The 20,116-nt window shown below is 61.2% G+C and carries 21 protein-coding genes; all 21 read right to left on the minus strand.

Translation table 11 applies throughout. The features are described 5' to 3' along the window. Nucleotides 1-60: 60 nt before the first annotated feature. Nucleotides 61-780, minus strand: coding sequence for an RNA polymerase sigma factor FliA (locus IU367_RS15120; RefSeq protein WP_043134697.1), 720 nt, complete (start codon nucleotides 778-780; stop codon nucleotides 61-63). After that, on the minus strand, nucleotides 773-1,648 hold the full coding sequence (locus IU367_RS15125) for a MinD/ParA family protein (protein WP_042872011.1): 876 nt from the start codon (nucleotides 1,646-1,648) through the stop codon (nucleotides 773-775). The genes IU367_RS15120 and IU367_RS15125 overlap by 8 nt, the downstream gene beginning before the upstream one ends. A gap of 1 nt (nucleotide 1,649) precedes the next feature. After that, nucleotides 1,650-3,068, minus strand: a complete 1,419-nt coding sequence (gene flhF / locus IU367_RS15130) for a flagellar biosynthesis GTPase FlhF (protein ID WP_274452335.1) — start codon at nucleotides 3,066-3,068, stop codon at nucleotides 1,650-1,652. A 16-nt stretch (nucleotides 3,069-3,084) separates the two neighbouring features. Beyond that, on the minus strand, nucleotides 3,085-5,187 hold the full coding sequence (gene flhA, locus IU367_RS15135) for a flagellar biosynthesis protein FlhA (protein ID WP_241324529.1): 2,103 nt from the start codon (nucleotides 5,185-5,187) through the stop codon (nucleotides 3,085-3,087). 107 nt (nucleotides 5,188-5,294) lie between these two features. Continuing rightward, complete coding sequence (gene flhB / locus IU367_RS15140) at nucleotides 5,295-6,425, minus strand: flagellar biosynthesis protein FlhB (RefSeq protein WP_043134781.1); 1,131 nt, start codon at nucleotides 6,423-6,425, stop codon at nucleotides 5,295-5,297. Between the two features lie 86 nt (nucleotides 6,426-6,511). Beyond that, nucleotides 6,512-7,309, minus strand: coding sequence for a flagellar biosynthetic protein FliR (gene fliR, locus IU367_RS15145; RefSeq protein WP_043134694.1), 798 nt, complete (start codon nucleotides 7,307-7,309; stop codon nucleotides 6,512-6,514). 79 nt (nucleotides 7,310-7,388) lie between these two features. Beyond that, nucleotides 7,389-7,658 (minus strand): flagellar biosynthesis protein FliQ, encoded by a 270-nt coding sequence (gene fliQ / locus IU367_RS15150; RefSeq protein ID WP_043555973.1) that lies wholly within the window; start codon nucleotides 7,656-7,658, stop codon nucleotides 7,389-7,391. Nucleotides 7,659-7,685: 27 nt separating this feature from the next. After that, nucleotides 7,686-7,817: a hypothetical protein gene (locus tag IU367_RS15155; RefSeq protein WP_274452336.1), complete on the minus strand. Its 132-nt coding sequence runs from the start codon at nucleotides 7,815-7,817 to the stop codon at nucleotides 7,686-7,688. Continuing rightward, nucleotides 7,814-8,590 (minus strand): flagellar type III secretion system pore protein FliP, encoded by a 777-nt coding sequence (gene fliP / locus IU367_RS15160; RefSeq protein ID WP_274452337.1) that lies wholly within the window; start codon nucleotides 8,588-8,590, stop codon nucleotides 7,814-7,816. Before fliP ends, IU367_RS15155 begins: the two co-directional genes overlap by 4 nt. Continuing rightward, nucleotides 8,577-8,960 (minus strand): flagellar biosynthetic protein FliO, encoded by a 384-nt coding sequence (gene fliO / locus IU367_RS15165; protein WP_043134690.1) that lies wholly within the window; start codon nucleotides 8,958-8,960, stop codon nucleotides 8,577-8,579. The genes fliP and fliO overlap by 14 nt, the downstream gene beginning before the upstream one ends. A gap of 61 nt (nucleotides 8,961-9,021) precedes the next feature. Next, nucleotides 9,022-9,414: a flagellar motor switch protein FliN gene (gene fliN / locus IU367_RS15170; RefSeq protein WP_017412373.1), complete on the minus strand. Its 393-nt coding sequence runs from the start codon at nucleotides 9,412-9,414 to the stop codon at nucleotides 9,022-9,024. Nucleotides 9,415-9,465: 51 nt separating this feature from the next. Then, a complete protein-coding gene (gene fliM / locus IU367_RS15175; protein WP_043134689.1) occupies nucleotides 9,466-10,536 on the minus strand; it encodes a flagellar motor switch protein FliM in 1,071 nt (356 codons plus the stop codon). A gap of 9 nt (nucleotides 10,537-10,545) precedes the next feature. Next, complete coding sequence (fliL, locus tag IU367_RS15180) at nucleotides 10,546-11,064, minus strand: flagellar basal body-associated protein FliL (RefSeq protein WP_274452338.1); 519 nt, start codon at nucleotides 11,062-11,064, stop codon at nucleotides 10,546-10,548. Between the two features lie 57 nt (nucleotides 11,065-11,121). Further along, nucleotides 11,122-13,068 carry a flagellar hook-length control protein FliK gene (locus IU367_RS15185; RefSeq protein WP_274452340.1) on the minus strand — a complete coding sequence of 649 codons (1,947 nt, stop codon included), beginning with the start codon at nucleotides 13,066-13,068 and terminating at the stop codon, nucleotides 11,122-11,124. Nucleotides 13,069-13,160: 92 nt separating this feature from the next. Then, nucleotides 13,161-13,601 carry a flagellar export protein FliJ gene (fliJ, locus tag IU367_RS15190; RefSeq protein WP_042871992.1) on the minus strand — a complete coding sequence of 147 codons (441 nt, stop codon included), beginning with the start codon at nucleotides 13,599-13,601 and terminating at the stop codon, nucleotides 13,161-13,163. 26 nt (nucleotides 13,602-13,627) lie between these two features. Continuing rightward, complete coding sequence (gene fliI, locus IU367_RS15195) at nucleotides 13,628-14,959, minus strand: flagellar protein export ATPase FliI (protein ID WP_274452341.1); 1,332 nt, start codon at nucleotides 14,957-14,959, stop codon at nucleotides 13,628-13,630. A 71-nt stretch (nucleotides 14,960-15,030) separates the two neighbouring features. Next, nucleotides 15,031-15,819 carry a flagellar assembly protein FliH gene (fliH, locus tag IU367_RS15200; protein ID WP_043555967.1) on the minus strand — a complete coding sequence of 263 codons (789 nt, stop codon included), beginning with the start codon at nucleotides 15,817-15,819 and terminating at the stop codon, nucleotides 15,031-15,033. Between the two features lie 68 nt (nucleotides 15,820-15,887). Then, a complete protein-coding gene (fliG, locus tag IU367_RS15205) occupies nucleotides 15,888-16,949 on the minus strand; it encodes a flagellar motor switch protein FliG (protein ID WP_098984612.1) in 1,062 nt (353 codons plus the stop codon). Further along, entirely contained in the window at nucleotides 16,942-18,654 is a 1,713-nt protein-coding gene (gene fliF, locus IU367_RS15210; protein ID WP_274452342.1) for a flagellar basal-body MS-ring/collar protein FliF, read from the minus strand. The genes fliG and fliF overlap by 8 nt, the downstream gene beginning before the upstream one ends. A gap of 58 nt (nucleotides 18,655-18,712) precedes the next feature. Beyond that, on the minus strand, nucleotides 18,713-19,030 hold the full coding sequence (fliE, locus tag IU367_RS15215) for a flagellar hook-basal body complex protein FliE (RefSeq protein ID WP_043134682.1): 318 nt from the start codon (nucleotides 19,028-19,030) through the stop codon (nucleotides 18,713-18,715). Nucleotides 19,031-19,220: 190 nt separating this feature from the next. After that, nucleotides 19,221-20,000 (minus strand): beta cell expansion factor BefA, encoded by a 780-nt coding sequence (befA, locus tag IU367_RS15220; RefSeq protein WP_274452344.1) that lies wholly within the window; start codon nucleotides 19,998-20,000, stop codon nucleotides 19,221-19,223. Nucleotides 20,001-20,116: the final 116 nt, after the last annotated feature.

Raw genomic sequence — 20,116 nt, forward strand, 5'->3', positions numbered from 1 at the left:
CAGGTTTTGTTTTGCGGATTATGCCTTAGAGTTTTGTTTCAGTGTAGCCAGTACAAACACTTATACATGCCAATCTCTTAAACGAGCGCGTAATCTGTGCATGGCCTGACTGTGTATCTGGCTCACGCGAGACTCGCTGACATTCAATACCTCGCCTATTTCACGCAAGTTCAGTTCTTCATCGTAGTAAAGGGAGAGGACCAGCGCTTCCCGTTCCGGCAGACGGCCTATGTGTTCGGCCAGGGCGCCTTGAAAACGCTCGGCCGCCAGCTCGTCAAACCCGCTGTTGCCTGCGGCATCGTCGGGGTGGCCTATCACATCCTCGCTGACCCCCAGATCCTCGATACCGATGATCTTGCCGCAGGAGACATCCTGCAGCATGGCGTGATACTCGCCGAGGCTGACCCCCATCTGGGCGGCCACCTCGGTATCACGGGCATCACGACCGTGTGCTTGTTCAACATTTTCGATGGCTTCGGCGATGGAGCGGCTGTTGCGGTGCACCGAGCGTGGCACCCAGTCCCCCCGCCGTATCTCGTCGAGCATGGAGCCGCGGATGCGGATCCCGGCATAGGTTTCAAAGCTGGCGCCCTTGCTGCCGTCAAAGTTGCGGGAAGCTTCGAGCAGCCCAATCATACCTGCCTGGATCAGGTCATCCAGCAAGACACTGCTTGGCAGGCGAGCCAACAAATGCTGGGCAATCCGTTTCACCAGCGGAGCATGACGCTCGACCAGCACATAGGAATCCTGATGACGCAAGTACGCTTGGGCTTTATTCACGGGAACCTTCCTGTGCTATGACCGGCCTTTGCAGCAAATTTTCCAGGAAAAATTCGAGATGACCGCCGGGTTGGTTAGGAATGGGCCAGCTTGCCGCCTTGTTGGCGAGGGCGCGAAACGCCAGCGCCGCAGGCGACTTGGGGAAGGCTTCGACAATAAGCTTCTGCTTGCGCACGGCGGCGCGCAGATTGGTGTCGTAAGGTACGCACGCCACCAGCTCCAGCGAGGTATCCAGAAAGCGGTCCGTGACCCGGGTCAGCTTGGCGTAGAGCTCTTGCCCCTCACGCAGGCTGCGCACCATGTTGGCCACCACCTTGAAGCGAAACACGCCGTGATCCTTGGAAAGGATCTTGATCAGCGCGTAGGCATCCGTGATGGAGGTCGGCTCATCGCACACCACTATCATGATGTCCTGGGCGGCACGGGTGAAGCTCAGCACCATGTCGGAGATCCCCGCCGCCGTATCCACCAGCAGTATGTCGACCTGGGTCTTCATCTCGCTGAAGGCGCGGATCAGTTCGGCATGCTGCACCGGAGAGAGCTCGACCATGGACTGGGTACCCGATGTGGCCGGCACTATCATCATGCCGTAGGGGCCCTCGACTATGATGTCGTCTATGGTGCACTCGCCAGCCAGGACATGGGAGAGGTTGCGGTGTACCCGCAGCCCCAGCATGACGTCAACGTTAGCAAGGCCAAGGTCGGCGTCCAGCACCATCACCCGTTTGCCTTGTGCGGCCATGGCGCCAGCCACGTTCAGGGTCACGTTGGTCTTGCCCACGCCACCCTTGCCACCGGAAACGGCGATCACTTTTACTCGATTGTTTTGACGCATTTTGCGCAGACCACTCGCCTGATCCATATACATGTTACTCATAAAACTCCGAATCTTCGGCCTCGCCAAAGCCTGCACCCCAGAAATAGGGTTCTTCTGTTTCCCGCTCCAGCGAGCCCATGGCAGCTCCGACGAGCTGCGCCGCATTGGCAACTTGAATATCTTCCGGAACCCTTTGTCCATCAGTGATATAGCTGATGGGCAGTGCATTCTGGATACACACGTTAATCACTTCGCCCAGATTCAGACTCTCATCCAATTTGGTAAGTATGCAGCCGCTTAATGGAATACGCCGGAAATGGTCCACCGCCTCCTGCATCACCCGACGCTGGGAAGTGGCGGACATCACCAGGTAGCTGCGGATGCGTACCTTGGCATTCTTGACCAGGGTATCGAGCTGCTCGGTCAGACGGATATCCCGCTGCCCCACCCCGGCGGTATCGATCAGTACCAGCCGACGATGGCGGAACTGATAGAGCGCAGTGGCCAGCTCCTCGGCATCCCTCACCTGCCGTACCGGGCAGCCCATGATGCGACCATAGGTCTGCAACTGCTCATGGGCGCCGATCCGGTAGTTGTCCGTGGTGATGAGCGCCACCTGCTCGGCGCCATACTTCATGGCAAACCGCGCCGCCAGCTTGGCGATGGTGGTGGTCTTGCCCACCCCGGTCGGTCCGAGCAGGGCAACCGCCCCACCCTGACGTAAAATATCGTCTTCACTGATCTTGAGCTGGGCGGTCAGCACCTCGGCCAACTGGGCCATGGCCTGATGGATGGACATGTCCTCGGGGATGAGGCCAGCCAGCTGATCGGCAAACGCATCGTCAAAGCCTATCTTCTTGAGCTCCTTGATGAGCAGGGCACGCATCGGCTCGCGACGTTCCACCTCCTGCCACATCAGCCCGGAGATCTGGTGCTCCAGCAACTTGCGGATGCTGGCCATCTCCTTGCGCATCCCTTCCATCTCGGGATCCCGCTGTGCGGGCTGGGAAGCGCGACCGGGAGCGGCCGCCCTGGCCTTCGGCTTGGCGGGCTCGGGAGCCGCACCCCACTGGCCCTGTTCGGCCAGCGTGCGGGGAGCTGAACCGGCGGCGGCAACGGGTGCAGCCCCCTTGAGAGCGGCCGGATTGGCCGGGTTCAACTTCTGCTGGCGCGCCAGCAGGGCGGCCAGGGTATCGGCATAGTGTTCGTTCTGTTCCTGGGCCTGGGTGGGCGCAGGACGGGTCATCTGCCGTCCGGCAGACGAGATATTGACGCTCTCATCGTTCAACTGACGGCGAACCGGCGCATCTTTGGGTCCCGGGACCTGGGATTGATAATCGACAGCGGCGACTATCTCCACCCCACCAGTGACCTTCTTGTTGGACATGATGACGGCGTCAGGCCCGAGAGTCTCCTTGACCTCGGCCAGAGCCGTTCGCATGTCCTTGGCAAAAAACCGCTTAATCTTCACCCGTCATCTCCGCTAACTAGTTCTGTCCTACCGCACTGACGATGCGGATTTGCTTGTCATCAGGCACTTCCTGATAAGACAGAACGCGCAATCCAGGAATGGCATTCTTGACAAATTTCGCCAGGGTATTGCGCAGTATCCCCGATGTCAGAAGCACGGCCGGTTGGCCTTCCAGTTCTTGTCGTTGAGTGGCTTCCACCAGCGAGCGTTGCATCCGCTCCGCCAGGCCCGGCTCTATGCCGGCACCATCACCACCCCCTGCCTGCAGGGATTGATGCAATATACGTTCCAATTCTGGTGCCAAGGTGATCACCGGCAGCTCGGGATCCGGGCCGGCAATCTCCTGCACTATCAGGCGACGCAGGGCGATACGGCAGGCTGCCGTCAGCACTTCCGGATCCGGACTGCGCGGGGCGTATTCCACCAGGGTCTGCAGGATAGTGCGCATATCGCGGATTGGCACGCCTTCATTGAGCAAATTCTGCAATACCTTCACCAGGTTACCCATGCTGATGACTTCAGGAACCAGTCCTTCCACCAGCTTGTTCTGATGCTTCCCTATCATGTCGAGCAGCTGTTGCACCTCGTCATGGCCCAGCAGCAGGGCCGCATGGTTGGAGAGGATCTGGCTCAGATGAGTGGCGACCACGGTGGCGGTATCCACCACCGTATAGCCGAGGGTCTGGGCCTGGGAGACCTGCTCCTTGGCGACCCACACGGCTTCCAGCCCGAAGGCGGGATCCCGGGTGGCGATACCCTGGATCTGGCCGAACACCTGACCCGGATTGATGGCCATTTCCTTATCATGGTAAACATTGGCCTCGCCGGTACTGACCCCCATCAAGGTGATGCGATATTGGTTGGGTGCGAGATCCAGGTTGTCGCGAATGTGCACGGCCGGCACCAGAAAGCCCAGCTCCTGGGAGAGTTTCTTGCGTACCCCCTTGATCCGGTTGAGCAGCTCCCCGCCCTGATTGCGATCCACCAGCGGGATGAGCTGATAGCCCACCTCCAGCCCTATGATGTCCACCGGCATCACGTCGTCCCAGCTCAGCTCTTTCTGTTCATGGGGTTGGTCGGTCGTGGCGGGCATCAGTTCACCCTTGGCAGCCTTGGCGGCGGCCCGTTTCTCGCGGCGCAGCAGCCACCAGGCACCGGCAGCCGAGAGAATCCCCAGGCTCAGGAAGGCAAAGTGCGGCATGCCGGGTACCAGCCCCATCATCAGCAGTATGCCGGCCGAGATGATCAGCGCCTTGGGGTTGTCAAACAGCTGGCCCAGCACGGCCGTGCCCATGTCCTGATCCGTGTTCTGCCGGGTCACTATGATGGCCGCGGCAATGGAGAGCAGCAGGGAGGGGATCTGGGCCACCAGACCGTCACCTATGGCCAGCAGGGTGTAGATCTGAGCCGCTTCACTGAAGGTCAGCTGGTGCTGCATCATGCCGATGATGAAGCCACCTATGATGTTGATGAAGAGGATCATGATACCCGCAATGGCATCCCCCTTCACGAATTTGGAGGCACCGTCCATGGAGCCGTAGAAGTCGGCTTCCTGGGTCACGTCCTGGCGGCGCTTCTTCGCCTCTTCCTGGTTGATAAGCCCGGCGTTCAAATCGGCATCTATGGCCATCTGTTTGCCTGGCATGGCATCCAGGGTAAAGCGGGCGCTCACCTCGGCGATCCGCCCGGCACCCTTGGTGATCACCACGAAGTTGATGATCATCAGGATCGTAAAGACGATGATGCCGACGGCATAGTTGCCGCCGATCACCACGTTGCCGAACGCCTCGATCACATGACCGGCCGCCGCACTGCCGTTGTGGCCTTCCAGCAAGACCACCCGGGTTGACGCCACGTTGAGCGCCAGACGCAGCAAGGTGGCGAGCAGCAAGACGGTTGGAAAGGCGGCAAATTCCAGCGGGCGTCGGGTATAGACGGCCACCAGCAGCACCACTATGGAGAGCGCGATATTGAAGGAGAAGAGTACATCCAGCATCAGCGGCGGTATGGGCAGCACGACCATACCTAGAGACGCCAGCACCAGCAGCGGTGTCCCCACCCCCTTGGTCAGCAATCCCCTGTGCTCTTTCAATCGGCCCAATGATGCCTGGAATTTCATCTTTTTTCTCAATCTCAAACCGCTGGTGCCAGATTAAAGCAAACATCAAGCCAACAATTCAATGCATTGATTTTAAATGATTTTATTTTTACTGTGTCAGAAGTTTGTCATTTGCGGAATTCAGGCGGAATGGGCAGATCCTTGGCGAGCGGATTGGGGCGCCGGCCACGGCCACGGCGGAACTTCTTGAGCTGATACACATAGGCCAGCACCTGAGCCACGGCGGCAAACAGCCCTTCCGGTATCTCGTGACCTATCTCGGTGGAGTGAAAGATGGCGCGGGTGAGCCCGGGAGAAGGCATGATGGGGATCTCGTACTCCCTTGCTATCTCCCTGATCTTCATCGCGATCTCATCAGTGCCCTTGGCCACTACCTTGGGCGCGGCCCCCGGCTTGGCGGTATCGTATTTGAGCGCCACCGAGTAGTGGGTCGGGTTGGTGATGACCACGTCCGCCTTGGGCACATCCCCCATCATGCGGCGCATCGCCATCTCCATCTGCAAGCGGCGGATCCGCCCCTTCACCTCGGGCTTGCCCTCGCTGTCCTTGAACTCGTCCTTGACCTCCTGCTTGGTCATCTTGAGCTGGCGCATGTGGTTCCACTGCTGGAACGGCACGTCTATGGCCACTATGGGGATGAGGGCGCAACAGAGGATGATCAGCATCCACAGCAGCAGATCCAGCGCATCTATGATGCCACCCGGGTAGCCCTCCAGGGAGAGGTTGAGCAGGTGGTTGAACTGGCTCGACAACATCCACCAGGCAAACAGGGTGATGAACACCACCTTGGCGATGGACTTGATCAGCTCGACCAAGGATTGCACCCCGAACATCCTCTTAAGACCATTCAAGGGGCTCAGCTTGCTCCACTTGGGCAGCATGGCCTCGGAGGAGAAGTTCATGCCCCCCATCAGGGTGTTGCCGACGAAGGCGGCGATGGCCACCAGCATGAACAGCAGGCCGAGCGGATGCAGCAGCTCCCTCAACAGGGCGGGCACCATGGCCCCCATGGCATTGGGATCGAAGGCCTGGTCCCGATCGAGCGTGAAGCCCATGGTGAGGATCTTGACCATGGCGCCGGCCAGACTCTCCTTGACCATCAAGAGACCAAAGACGGCCGCCAGCAGGACGCTGGCGGTACCCAGCTCCTTGGAACGTGCAATCTGCCCTTTTTCCCGGGCCTGTTGCAGTCGTTTGCCCGTGGGTTGTTCGGTACGTTCCTGATCGGTATCAGCCATGCTGCCGACCTCCGACACGCGGGAGCTTGCTCAGTTGTGCTCGCCCCCGGAAGGCATCGAGTCGTTTGCTACCCAGCTGCACGCAATCAGCCATTCTGGCCACCGAAGCACTGGACGTTGATGAGCTCGCAACTGGTCTCCTGCACCCGCTCCCACATGGAGTCGAAGTGGCCGAGGAAGCCGCCTATGGTGAGCCAGAGGATGAGCAGCCCGGACATCATGCTGACCGCGAAACCTATGCTGAAGATGTTGAGCTGGGGCGCCGCCCGCGTCATGACCCCGAACGCAAAGTTGATGAGCAGCAGCGCGACTATGGCCGACAGCGCCATCACCAGCGAGGCCTGGTACATGACCCCCAGGAATCCGACCAAGCTGCGAATGGCGGGCAGGGTGAGCCCGGCATCTGAGACCGGCAAGGTGTCAAAACTCAGCACCACCATGCGCAGCATGATGAGGTGACCATCCACCGCCAGAAACACCAGGGTCGCCAGCATCAGGTAGAACTGGCCCACCACGGGGGCCGACTGGCCATTCATGGGATCCACCAGGGTGGCAAAGCCCAGACTGGTCTGCATGGCGATGATCTGACCGGCCATCACGAAGCTCTCCATCAGAAACTGGGTCATGAGACCAAGCGCTATGCCGATGAGCAACTGCTGGGTCAACACCAGAAAACTGCCGACGGAGAACAGCTCTATCTTGGGCATGGGGGGCAACAGGGGAGCGATCATGAAGGTCAGCGCCAGCGCCAACCCAATACGGATGCGGGCCGGCGTCAGGCGACTGCCAAACACCGCCATCACCATCAACAGGCCGCTCACCCGCGCCAGCGGCCAGAGGATGGAAGACAACCACTCCATGATGAGAGCGGTCGTGTAGGTCATCTCACCACCCCGGAAGTGGCGTGAGATGTCGCCATCAGCGGGCCGTCAGAGGACGTCCCAGGGGCTTGCCGGGCATGGCTCATCCCACCACCTCGGGAATCTGGCTCACCATCAGCAGGAAGAAATCCATCAGACTCTGCAAGCCCCAGTGCGCGCCCGCCCCCAGCGCAAACAGGGTGACGATGAGACGGGGCAGGAAGCTCAAGGTCTGTTCGTTGATGGAGGTGGCGGCCTGAAAGATGGCCACCAGCAGGCCGACGCACAGGCTCGGCAGGATCACGGCGCACACCATGATGGTCACCAGCCAGAGTGCCTCGCGAAAGACGTCGACAAAGGTTTCCGGACTCATGCTGCTTGCTCCTTGCGTTTGTCCGCCTTAACCACCGGCACCCAGCCCTAAACTGTTGACCAGTGAGCCCAGGATCAGGTTCCAGCCATCCACCATGACGAACAGCATCAATTTAAATGGCAGGGAGACCAGAACGAGGTTGAAAGAGAGCATCATCATCCCGCCCCCAGCCCGAAGCTGTTGGCAAGGGAACCCAGGATCAGGTTCCAGCCATCCACCATGACGAACAGCATCAGCTTGAACGGCAGTGACACCAGCATAGGCGACAGCATCATCATCCCCATGGCCATCAGGATACTGGCCACCACCAGATCGATCACCAGGAAGGGCAGAAACAGCATGAAACCTATCTGGAAGGCGGTCTTCAGCTCGCTGGTGACGAACGCCGGGATCAACACCCGCAACGGCACCTCAGAGGGCTTGTCCACCTGTACGTTGGCTATCTCCATGAAGGTGTTGAGATCCTTGATCCGGGTCTGAGCCAGCATGAATTGATGGATGGGCAGCTCGGCCTTCTCCAGCGCCTCCTTGGCCTGAATAGTCTCGGCCAGATAGGGCTGCAGCGCCTCGTTGTTGATGCGATCCAGCACGGGCGACATGATGAAGAACGACATGAAGAGCGCGATGCCGATCAACACCTGGTTGGAGGGGCTCTGCTGCAGACCTATGGCCTGGCGCAGTATGCCCAGCACTATGATGATGCGGGTAAACGAGGTCATCATGATGACCATGGCCGGCAAGAAGGAGAGCGCCGTCATCAGCGCCAGCACTTGCAGGGTCAGGCTGTATTCCTGACTGCCGTCCGCCATGGTCTTGATGGTCACAGCCGACATGCCATCCTGGGCCAGTGCCAGCGGTGACAACAGGAGCAGGGATGCCAACAGGCCGACCAGCAGCCCGAGCAGGGACCATAAGCGGTTAGGTTTTTTCATGCTTGCCCATCAATTTGCCAAGCTGCTGGGAAAACGCCTGGGGCTGGCTCTCGTCCAGCGGCTCCTCCAGGCGATAGAGGAAGTTGACCTGCTGTGGCGTCACCCCGATCAGCAGTTGCTGCTCGCCCACCTTGACCACCAGCAGCTTCTCCTTGTAGCCCACCGGCAGGCTGGCGATGACCCGCATCTGGCCGCCGCCCATGGCGGTGGCTATCTTGCTCTTCTTGAGCAGAAAGCCCAGCACCAGGATGAGGCCTATGACCATCAGACTGGAGAGCAGCCAGGAGGTGAGGCTGGGGGGATTGGCCCCCGCACCGGGATTGGCCAGTGCAGGGAGGGACAACAGCAGTAACGGGAACGCGCGGATCATGTGGTTTTTTTGATCCTTTCGGCCTGATTGATGATGAGACCCGTCAACGCAATGATTCTGGTCATTTGAGTTTCTTGATCCTTTCAATCTGACTGATGACATCGGTCAGACGGATACCGAACTTGTCGTTTACCACCACCACCTCGCCGTGGGCGATCAGGGTGCCGTTGACCAGCACGTCCAGCGGCTCGCCCGCCACCCTATCCAGCTCCACCACCGAACCCTGGTTCAGCTGCAGCAGGTTGCGGATGCTGATCTGGCTGCGGCCCACTTCCATGGCGATGGTGACCGGGATGTCGAGTATGGTGTCGAGCTTGCGCCGCTCCTCGGCACTGATGGGGGCGTCATCGGTCAGCTCCTCGAGGGGAGCCGGCTTGGCTTCGGCAATCACCTGCTCTTCCAGGGCGGCTGCCCAGGCGTCCGCCATCAGATCCTCTTCATCAGTTCCGCTCATCTTGCTTCCTTATGCTGCTTCGTGGCCGTCTGTCGTGACAGGCAGTCCATGTTATCGCTGTTGATCTTCGATGCTGCGCTCGAGCTCTTCCAGCTCGGCCTCGCCATCGATGCGTATGCCGCCCCGGGTCACCAGATGCATCTCTGTCTTGACCCCTTCCGGGCGTTTGAGTTTGTCGGTAATCTTGAGCGCCACATTCTCCTTGGTCCGCCCCATCTTGGCGTGGAAGGTGGGCAAATCTTCCACATAGACCAGCAGGTTCTCCGGCATCTCCACCGGTATGATGTCACCGGGTCGCAGCTCCATCAGTTCGCGCAGGGTCAGATCCGTCTCCAGCAGCTTGGCTCTGATCTCGACCTTGACGTCCATGATCTCGTCACGCAGCGCCTTGCTCCAGCGCACGTCCGTGTCACCCTTGTCGCTCTGCACACCGGCATCCAGCAGCTCGCGAATGGGCTCCAGCATGGAGTAAGGCATGGCCACGTGGAAATCCCCGCCGCCGCCATCGAGCTCGATGTGGAACGAGCTCACGACGATCACCTCGGTGGGGCTGACGATGTTGGCCATGGCAGGGTTCACCTCGGAGTCGAGGTATTCGAAGCCCACATCCATCACCGGCGCCCAGGCATCCTTGTAATCCTCGAACACCAGCTTGAGCAGCATCTGGATGATGCGCCGCTCGGTGGGGGTGAACTCGCGCCCCTCGATCTTGGCGTGATAGCGGCCATCGCCGCCGAAGAAGTTCTCCACCAGGATGAACACTAGGCGGGCTTCCATGGTGATGAGCGCAGTGCCCTTGAGCGGACGGAAACGCACCATGTTCAGGCTGGTCGGCACGAATAGGGTATGGACGTACTCGCCGAACTTGAGCATCTGCACGCCGTTGATGGAGACCTCGGCGGTGCGGCGCATCATGTTGAACAGGCTGATCCGCATGTGGCGGGCGAAACGCTCGTTCACCAGCTCCAGGGTCGGCATGCGACCACGGACGATGCGGTCCTGGGAGGAGAAGTCAAACTGGGCGACGCCGGGATCGCCCGCCGCGCCTATCTCTTCCTCTTCGACATCATCGACACCGTGCAAGAGGGCATCAATTTCGTCCTGACTTAACAGATCGCTCACGCATCACCCTTATTGCATTACAAAGCCGGTAAACAGCACTTGTTCGATAACGGGGGAAGAGACCAGGTCATTGAGCACCCGACGGCACTCTTCCAGTGAATCCTTGCGCAGCTTCTCCTTGCCTTCGAAGGTCATCAGCTGCTCGCTGGTAGCGGCACTGAAGACCCGCAGCAGGGTGCCTTCGATCAGGGGGACATTCTGCTTGGCCAGGGTCTCGTCGGCGGCGCCACGCACCATCAGCTGGATCTTGATCTGCACCAGTCGATCCCGCTGACCACCCGAGACGTTGAACACGAAGGGGCGCGGCATGCCCACGTAGAGCGAGGGCTGGGCCGCCGCCTCCTTGGGCTTGGCATCCTTCCCTTCCGCCGAGGCTTCGGCCGCCGGCTTGTCGCCGCCGGACAGCATCAGCCAGGCACCGGCACCACCGCCACCCAGCACAATCACGGCCAGGGCGACTACCATGATCAGCTTCTTTTTCTTGCCTGCCGCCGGGTCTTTCAGCGTCAGTTCGTTATCATCTGCCATCCCTTGTCCACCCTAGTCTCAAACTTGTTCGATATCATAAACTTACTCAGGCTGGCATCAAGCATAGAAATCAATTCCGCTGTCGTTTGTCGATTCCGTCAGCAAACGACTGCCTGCGGCCGTGACCTCTGCCTCAGTTTGGCCTGTTTCGGCAAAAGTTCCGCTCTCTTTTTGACCTTGCGGGCCCTGTCCGGCAAAGGCCGACTGACCCTGTGACTGTTGCTGCGGCTGCTGTTGCACCAGGGTCTGACCGAGCTGAATGCCCTGCCCGGCCAGCATATCACGCAGCCGTGGCATGGCCTGCTCCAGCATCTCGCGGGTCTGGCCATGTTGTACCACGAAGTGCACGTTGGCCTGGTTGTCGGCGCCAATCTGGATCTGGATCTTCATCTTGCCAAGGCCAAGGGGGTCGAGCTGGATCTCCGCCTGCTGCAACTTGTCCGCCAGCATCAGGTTCACCTTCTGGTGCAACTGGGCCGGCGCCTCCGGGTTGGCCAGCTTGAGGTGGGGCAGATTCTGGGGATCGCGCCGCGCCGCTATGTCGACCGTGGGTTTGCTGTCGTTGTTGGCCACCTGGGGCTGGCTGTTCTGCTGCACCTGCTGGCTGTGATGACTGTCGTGGGGGCTGGACTCGGTCCCGAGGGCGCTGCCTTTGCCAAACTCGGCCACCTTCTGCTTCACGTCCACCTTGACCTCGCTCCTGACCTTGGCAGACTCGCGGCCTTCGCTGGCCTCCATCTGCTTGATCCCGGCCGACAAGGCGCTCAGCGAGGCCTGTGGCCCCTGGGATTCACTGCTGGCCAGCACCTGTTGCGGGGCCGTCAACACGGGTTCGGCTGGCGGCTGGGCAGCCGGCACCGTGGCGCTGCTGCCAGCGGCGGCCAGCGGACTCTCTGACTTGGCGGCCGTGGTCGCCCTGCCCTGGGCCTGCTCGCCCCCCTCGGCAGCGCTCTTGGCCTGAGCGCCGTCCGCCGAACGGGGCACATCCGTGTCGGCCCGCTCCTGACCCGCTTCAAACGCCCTGGTGGCGCTCTTCTGGGTGGGCACTGCCGGCTCCATAGCACGCTGGGGATGTGCCTTCTCGGCCCCCTCCTTGTTGCTCATGGGAGGAGTGACGGGTTTGGCGCTGGCATCGATCTCGACGGACTTGTTCCCCTCGCCTTTGGCGGCCTTGTCCACCGCCTCGGTCGGCAACACCTTGCTCAGCAAGGCGGCCCGCTCGGCGCCGGTGAGCTCGGCCTTGCCCGCTTTGTCTGTGCCAGTCGCCCCTTTGTCCTTGCCTGCCTCTTTCGACTCCTTGCCAGCCTCTTTCAGCTGGGCAGCCATGGCGGCAGCATCGCTCTGCATGGCTTGCGCCTCGCCCTCAGCTGCCGGCACCTCGACCCCTTCCCCCTTGAGCAGGCTGGCGGCCTGTTGTGCCTGCAAGGCTGCGCCGGTTGCGGCTTTTCTGTCATCCAGGCTGAGCGGCTTGTCGCCCGCGCCGACCAGCACATCGGCCGCCTCTGCGTCCTCCCCCGCTTGCGGCAACATATTGCCGTCCGTGTCCACGGCTAGCGCGGTCGCAACCAGGTTGAGGGGCGCGGGGGAGACCAGGCTGGTGTCCTGCTTGAGGGCATCTTGCAGACGCTGCAAGAAATCGATGGGAGAGGCACTGCTCTCGGCTTCTTGCGTTTTTTTCTTTTTATCGTCGGTGGCCACCGAGCCTTCGGTGGCATTCGCCAAAGATTTGGCATCGGCGTGCTTGTCACTGGCACCTTTGTCACCGGCCACCGGGTCAGTGACGACCTGACCACCAGCCTTCGGCTCGCCCGCAGCCGCCTGAGCGGCCTTGGTCACAGGCGCACCCTCTGCCTGGGCCTTGGCCATCGCATCGGAAAAGCCGCCTTTCGGCTCACCCTGTGACGTCGGTTCACCACTGTCGGAGGGGGGAGGGAGCTGAGCACTCTTGTCGGCAGGCGCAGCAGCCTGAACGGGGGGGGTATTGGTTAGCAGTGTCTGCATCATGATGAAAATCCCTGACGACAATCGGGTTCTGGTGCGGCCCTCACGAACGCGATGGCGGTGAGGCGCACACTGGATGGGCAGAATAAAGCAAGTTACAGGCCAGAATGATGGAAGCGGCGCAGCATGGCGTACTCATCCAGCATCTTCTGCTCCTGACGCTGGGCCTTCTGCTGCTCACGCCCGGCCTGCTTGGCCAGCAGCAGCTCCACCGCCTTGCGCCTCTGCTGGGCGGCCAGCCACTCTTCGCGCCGCAACGCCAGCGCCTGGCGCACCTGCAGCACACCTTCGTACTGCTGGGTAGCCGCTTGCTCAAGCTTGTTGATGAAGGCGTGGTACTGGGCATTCTGCTGGGCCGCTATGCCCTGCAGACCGCGATCTGTCCACTGCTGATGGTAGATCTGGCGGTACTGGTTGAGCGCTTCCTGCTGCTCCATGAAGATTTTCAGATCCTGCTGGGCCTTGGCCAACGCCAGCGCCGCCTGCTGTTCGGCCTCCACCAGCCGCTCGGACAACATCACCAAGCCTTTACTCATGACTGCCTTCCCTCTTCATCATATGGTCAACGCATCAGGGGCATGGCCACCAGTTGCAGGGATTGCAGGCCCTCATCGTAGTGAATGACCTCGCGCATACCCTGCTGCAAGAACTGATCCAGATAGGGTTTTTGTATTATGGCGCGATCGATGCGGGGATCCGAACCCTGGCTGTAAGCGCCTATGGTGATGAGATCCCGGTTCTGCTGATAGAGGGAATAGAACTGCTTGAGAGTCCGCGCCAGCTCCATGTGCTGGGACGACGTGACCATGGGCATGACCCGGCTGATGGATTTTTCGATGTCGATGGCCGGGTAGTGACCCGCATCGGCCAGCTCGCGCGACAACACTATGTGGCCGTCGAGGATGGCCCGCGCCGCATCGGCGATGGGATCCTGCAGGTCATCCCCCTCGGTCAGCACGGTGAAGAAGGCGGTGATGGAGCCCTGGCCGTCGCTGCCGTTGCCGGCCCGCTCCACCAGCGCCGGTAATTTGGCAAATACCGAGGGCGGATACCCCTTAGTCGCCGGCGGCTCGCCCACCGCCAGCGCGATTTCACGCTGGGCCTGGGCGTAACGGGTCAGCGAATCCATCAGCAGCAGCACGTTGAGCCCCTGATCGCGAAAATATTCGGCGATGGCGAGCGCCGTCTCGCACCCCTTGAGGCGCATCAGGGGCGAGGCATCGGCCGGGGCCGCCACCACCACGGAGCGGGCACGCCCCTCCTCCCCCAGAATGTCTTCGATAAACTCTTTCACTTCCCGGCCCCGCTCACCGATGAGGCCCACCACCACCACGTCCGCCACCGAGCCACGGGTCATCATGCCGAGCAGCACAGACTTGCCGACACCGGAACCGGCAAACAGCCCCATCCGCTGGCCCTGACCCACAGTCAGCACGGCATTGATGGCGCGCACGCCCACGTCCATCGGTTGATGGATGGGTCGGCGGGAGAGCGGATTGATGCGGTGCTGGGCAAACTGCACCGTCTGGGAGGAGAGAATGGGGCCAAGCCCGTCCAGCGGCTGGCCTATGCCGTCTATGACCCGGCCCAGCAGGTTCATGCCGACCGGAATGCCGTGCTCTTCGGTGATGGGCACCACACGGGCACCCGGGATGACCCCCTTGAGCTGCTCGCTCGGCATCAGGAACAGGCGATCGCCGGAGAAACCCACTACTTCGGCCTCCAGCATGCCGTCCTGGGTATCGATGCGACAGAGGGCACCGATGGCGGCGCGGCAGCCGATGGCTTCCAGCGTGAGGCCCACCACCCGGGTCAACTTGCCGGCGACGGGCGGCTTGGGGGCGATATCGCGCACCCGATACCCTTGCAACCGAGTGAGTAACGAGCCGCTCATCTGGCCTCCTGAAAGCGATATTGAGATGGGTCATGCCTGCGGCGGGCCGGCTTGCGCCGGCCCGCCGCCGGTTATTCGTGATTGTCTCGCAAGAAGTTGCGCAGCAGCTGGTCGATGCGTCCCGCCAGCGTCAGGTCGATGCTGGAGAGTTCGGTCGCCAGCTGCAAGTCGCCGGGGGAGAGGGTGGGATCGCTTTGCAGCCGCCAGTGACGCTTGGCGCACTCTTCCACCCCGAACGCCTGCTCGACCCGGGTGATGTCATCGGGATGCAGCATCAGGGTGACCCCCTGCTCGGCGGCAGGCAGCAAGGCCAGCCCCTGTTTGAGGGCTTCCAGCAGGATGCGGGGAGACGTCTCTGCCTCGTGCCGTATGAGGGCGCGGGTCAGCTGCAGCACCAGAGCGATGAGTTGCTGCTCCACCGCCTGATCCAGCTCGTTGAGGGGGGTGGCAAGACGATCGACCAGTGACTGCCAGTGGGCCAGTTGCTGATCCACCAGTTCGCGGCCCATGGCCAGTCCCTCCTCCTTGCCCTGCTCCAGCCCGGCGGCATGGCCCTGTTGCAGGCCTTCCAGCTTGCCCTCCTCCAGCCCCTTGGCAAAACCGGCGGCCTGGCCTTCGGCCATGCCCTCGTCCCAGGCGGCCTGACGGATGGCTTCCAGCTCTTCTGCCGTGATGCTGGGGGTCGGCTCCTCTGCCGGCTCCTCGACCGGCGCCTCTTCCTCCTGCCGATACCAGTCCGGCGTCAGTCCGAGGGCATTGGTCTCGACCTCGGATTCGACCTCCATCTCGGGCCAGCCCCAGGCCTCGACCCGGGCGTCGTCCCCGTCGGGACGCACATAGCCACGCAGCTTGTTGTTCATGCTTTAGAGGCGCTCCTCGCCACCGCCAGCTGCGGCCCGGCGAAACGGTAGAATTGATGGTCCATGGTTTAGAGGAACTCCTCGCCGCCACCGGCACCCAGCATGATCTCGCCGGCATCCGCCAGACGGCGGGCGATGGAGAGGATCTCTTTCTGGGCGGCTTCCACTTCGGAGACCCGGATCGGCCCCATGGCCTCCAGATCGTCCGCCAGCATCTCGGCGGCCCGCTTGGACATGTTCTTGAATACCTTCTCGCGCATCTGGTCGTCCGAGCCCTTGAGGGCCCGTTGCAGCAGATCTCCCGGCACTTCCCGCAGCATGGTCTGGATGCCGCGATCGTCCACATCGATGAGGTTTTCGAACACGAACATCAAGTCCTGGATCTGCTGGCTCATCTCTTCGTCCGACTCGCGGATGGAGTCCATCAGCTGGCCTTCGATGTTGGTATCCAGGTAGTTCATGATGTTGGCCGCCGCCTTCAGGCCGCCCATCTTGGCTGCCTGGGCACCCGCCGCACCGGCGAACTGTTTCTCCATGATGTCGTTCAACTCTTGCAACGCCGCCGGTTGCACCTCTTCCAGGTTGGCGATCCGCATCACCAGATCCAGGCGCACCTGCTCCGGGAACTGGCTCAGGATCTCGGCGGACTGCTCCGGCTCCAGATAGGAGAGCACTATGGTCTGGATCTGCGGGTGTTCGTTCTGGATGATGCTGGCGACCTGGCGGGCATCCATCCACTTGAGGGAATCGAGGCCACGGGCACCGGAACCCAGGATGATCTGATCCACCAGGTTGCTGGCCTTGTCTTCGCCAAGGGCCGCCACCAGCGCCTTGCGCACGAAGTCTTCACTGCCGATACCGATGTTGGTGTACTTCTGGATGTCGTCGATGAATTGACGGTGCACCGCCGCCACCCGGTCGTGACTGAAATCCGACATGGAGGCCATGGACATGCCGAGCCGCTGCACCTGCTTGGGCTCGAGGTGACGGAAGATCTGGGCGGCATCCTCTTCGTTGAGGCTCAGCATCAGCACAGCCGCCATCTCCATCCCGCTCATCTGGTCCAGGATCTGGCGCTGGCTGTCGGTAATGTCATTGCCGGTGACTTGGGTCTTACTTTCTTCAGGCATCTTTGTTCGTTACCCATTCTTTAATGACCTGTGCGGCCAGATCCGGTTCGTTCGCCACCAGCGCACGCACCGCCTTGAGCAAGTCCTCGTCACGGTGCAGATCCGGCAGTTTCAGATGGCCGTCACGTACCCCGAACACAGGCTCGGAATCGGCCTGAGCCGCCAGCAGACTGAGCTCGTCATCCCCACCCAGCACTATGCTGTTGTCCATATCCAGATCCCCTTCCGGACGTGCATCCGGGTAGAGCAGGCGTTTGAGCATGGGGCGCACCACTGTCACGATCAACACTATGATGACCAGCACCGAGGCGGCGATGCGCACCGCGCGCCAGAACCAGGGCTGCTCGTAGATGGGCGCTTCGGCCACGTTCTCAAGCTCTGGCCGGTTGAACGGGATGGCGACCACTTCCAGAGTATCACCGCGGGTCACGTCAAAGCCAAGCCCGCCGCTCAGCAAACGGCGCAGGGTATCGAGCTCTGGCTGGGTGCGCGCCTCGCGGGTCACCTTGCCGTCGGCGGCGGTGATTGATTTGTAATCCACCGCGACCGAGACCGTCATGCGGCGAATGCCGCCCATCTGACGCCGGATATGGCTGACTGTGGTATCCAGTTCGAAGTTGCGGGTCGCCTCCTTGCGGGAGCGGCCGGAGGCAGCGGCGCTGGCATCGGCATTGGGGCCGGTCGCTTGCTGGGGAATATTGGAGGCGGCGGGCGGCTGGTTGGAGAGGGCGCCGGGTACACCGCCGCTGCTGCCATTGGCGCTGTTTTCTTCCAGGGTCATCTCGGAGCGCACGGCCGGCAAGTCCGGGTTGTAGGTCTTGCGGGTCTGTTCCTGCTGGGAGAAGTCGAGGGAGAGATCGACCTCCGCCGTATAATTGTCGGCGCCGAGCACGGGGATCAGGATGGCGTCAATTTTTTGTTTGTACTCCACCTCCTGCTTCTGCTGCATCGCAAACTCCTTGCGAGTCTGGGCAGAGACGGGATCCTGGGAACCCGAGTTGAGCAGGCGGCCGTTCTGATCGGTCACAGTGACGCGGGTCGGCTCCAGGCCGTGCACGGCGGAGGCGACCATGTCGACGATGGAGTCCACTTCCCCCTGGCCGAGGGCGTTGCCCTTGAGGTTCAGCACCACGGTCGCGCTGGGTTTGCGCTCGTTGCGGGCAAACACGTTGTCTTTCGGAATGGCCAGCAGCACCTGGGCCTTGGCCACGTTCTGGAACTGCTCGATGGCACTCGCCAGCTGACGCTCACGGCTCAGCTTGAGGCGCTCCGTCTCCATGCGCTGGCTGACGCCGAAGCTGGAATCCTTGAGCAAGATGGACTCGCCATCGTTGCTGGCATCGGTATTGGTGGCGAGACCGGCACGGGTCAGGCGCAGGCGGATATCGGCATATTTTTCGGCGCTGACCAGCACGCTCTTGCCATCCACCTCATAGGGGATCTTCTGCTGATCCAGATAATCGAGGGTCGACACCAGCTCCTGGGTATTGTAGGTACCCAGCGGACGCATGTCCGGCTCCTTGCCCCACAGCAGGATGAAAACGGCGATCGCCAGACAGATGGCCAGCCCCAGGATCAGGGTGATTTGCCGCAGCACATCCGTGTTGGACAGGAAGCCGAGTGCGGAGCTCTTCTGCTCATTCTCATCGAGAGCGGCGGAGCCCTCATCGTTCATCAGCAGTTCGCCGTTTTGGTCAGTAGCCACGATTTATGTCCTTATTACTGACATGTTCATGATGCTCAGTCACCACGATTTACGATCCTTATACCGGCATGTTCATGATGGTCTTGTAGGCATCGACCATCTTGTTACGCACCTGCACAGTCGCCTCGAAGGCGATGGAGGATTTCTGGCCAGCGATCATCACCTCGGACAGGTCGATAGACTTGTCACCCATGTCGAAGCGAGTACGCAGATCGTTGGCGGCCCCTTGCAACTCGTTGACGTTGCCGAGGGCCTGCTGCAGCAACTGACCAAAGTCGGACGTGACCTGACGACCGGGCTGAGCCAGCGGTGTCGCCCCGGATTCCACCTTGAGTGCCTGCATCTCTTGCATCAGGCTGCTTGCACTAATTTCCATATTTCATCCCCAGACAAATCATTGACGCTGACAGCGAATAAGCAATTAGAGTGCCAATGCGCTCGAGGCGAGTGATGAGGGGCATGAAACGAACGCAAGGCAGCCGGTGTGAGGGCAAGATTTCAGCAAGGCGGAGCACAACAAACATGGCCCGCATAATGCGGGCCATGTTCGGGGGATGAGCGGCATCCTACTTTTTGGTCAGATCCTCGTCCACCCAGTATTTGGATCCCGAGATGTTGGCATCGAGCAGCAAGCCCTTCTCGCCGATCTGGTAGATGGCCATGCCGCCGTTGTATTTGGCTCTGAGCTCGGCGCTCTCCTTGCCCGCCACGGCTCCCACCTCCGAGGTGGCCTCCCAGCCCTGGGTCACGAAGGCGTCGAACCTGGCCTTGTCTTCAAACAGGATCACCTGCTGGTAGAACTTGCCGCCGAGCCCGGCCGCGAGCCCGGCGCCGAACATCTTCATGTAGGTGTGCTTGCCGCTGGTGCGATTGACCGCCACCCCGGCGCCCTGATTGGTGTGCAGCATCAGGGAAAACTTGCGCGAGTCGAACACCGCATAGCCATAAGCCTTGTCAAACAACAACTTGGCGGAAGGTTGCTGGTTGAACAGTCGCACCAGCGCGGTATCGGCCATGGTATCGAGGGCGAGTCGCGCCTCCTCGGCCGTCTTGGGCTCGAGCATCTCGTCGAGTTTCTTGTCGGCCACCACCAGCCACTCCTTGCCGGTCGCCATGCTCTTGTCGGTCCAGACCCCGGCGGTGTTGAACGCCTCCGAGCCCCACTGTGAGACGGACGCCCAGGTCGCCTTGGAGAAGTCGGTGACGCTCCGCCACGCCTCCTTGCTGGTGTCACTCACAGCACTCCCCAGGTCGGTCGCGGCCGCCTTCAGCTTCGCCCAATCGGCCAGGCCGGGGGTCGACGCCAGTGCCAGCGTCGTTGCAATCACCAGGAATCGAATCTTCATGCTGTTCTCCACCTTCTGTGATGAGTCGATGGTCACAGTAGCAGATTTGGACGACGCCGGATCGGGCTATGCTCACGGCGCGGTCAAGCAATGACGCAGCCCCTGGCCGCCATCGA

Source organism: Aeromonas bestiarum (assembly GCF_028751155.1).
GTDB lineage: Bacteria > Pseudomonadota > Gammaproteobacteria > Enterobacterales > Aeromonadaceae > Aeromonas > Aeromonas bestiarum.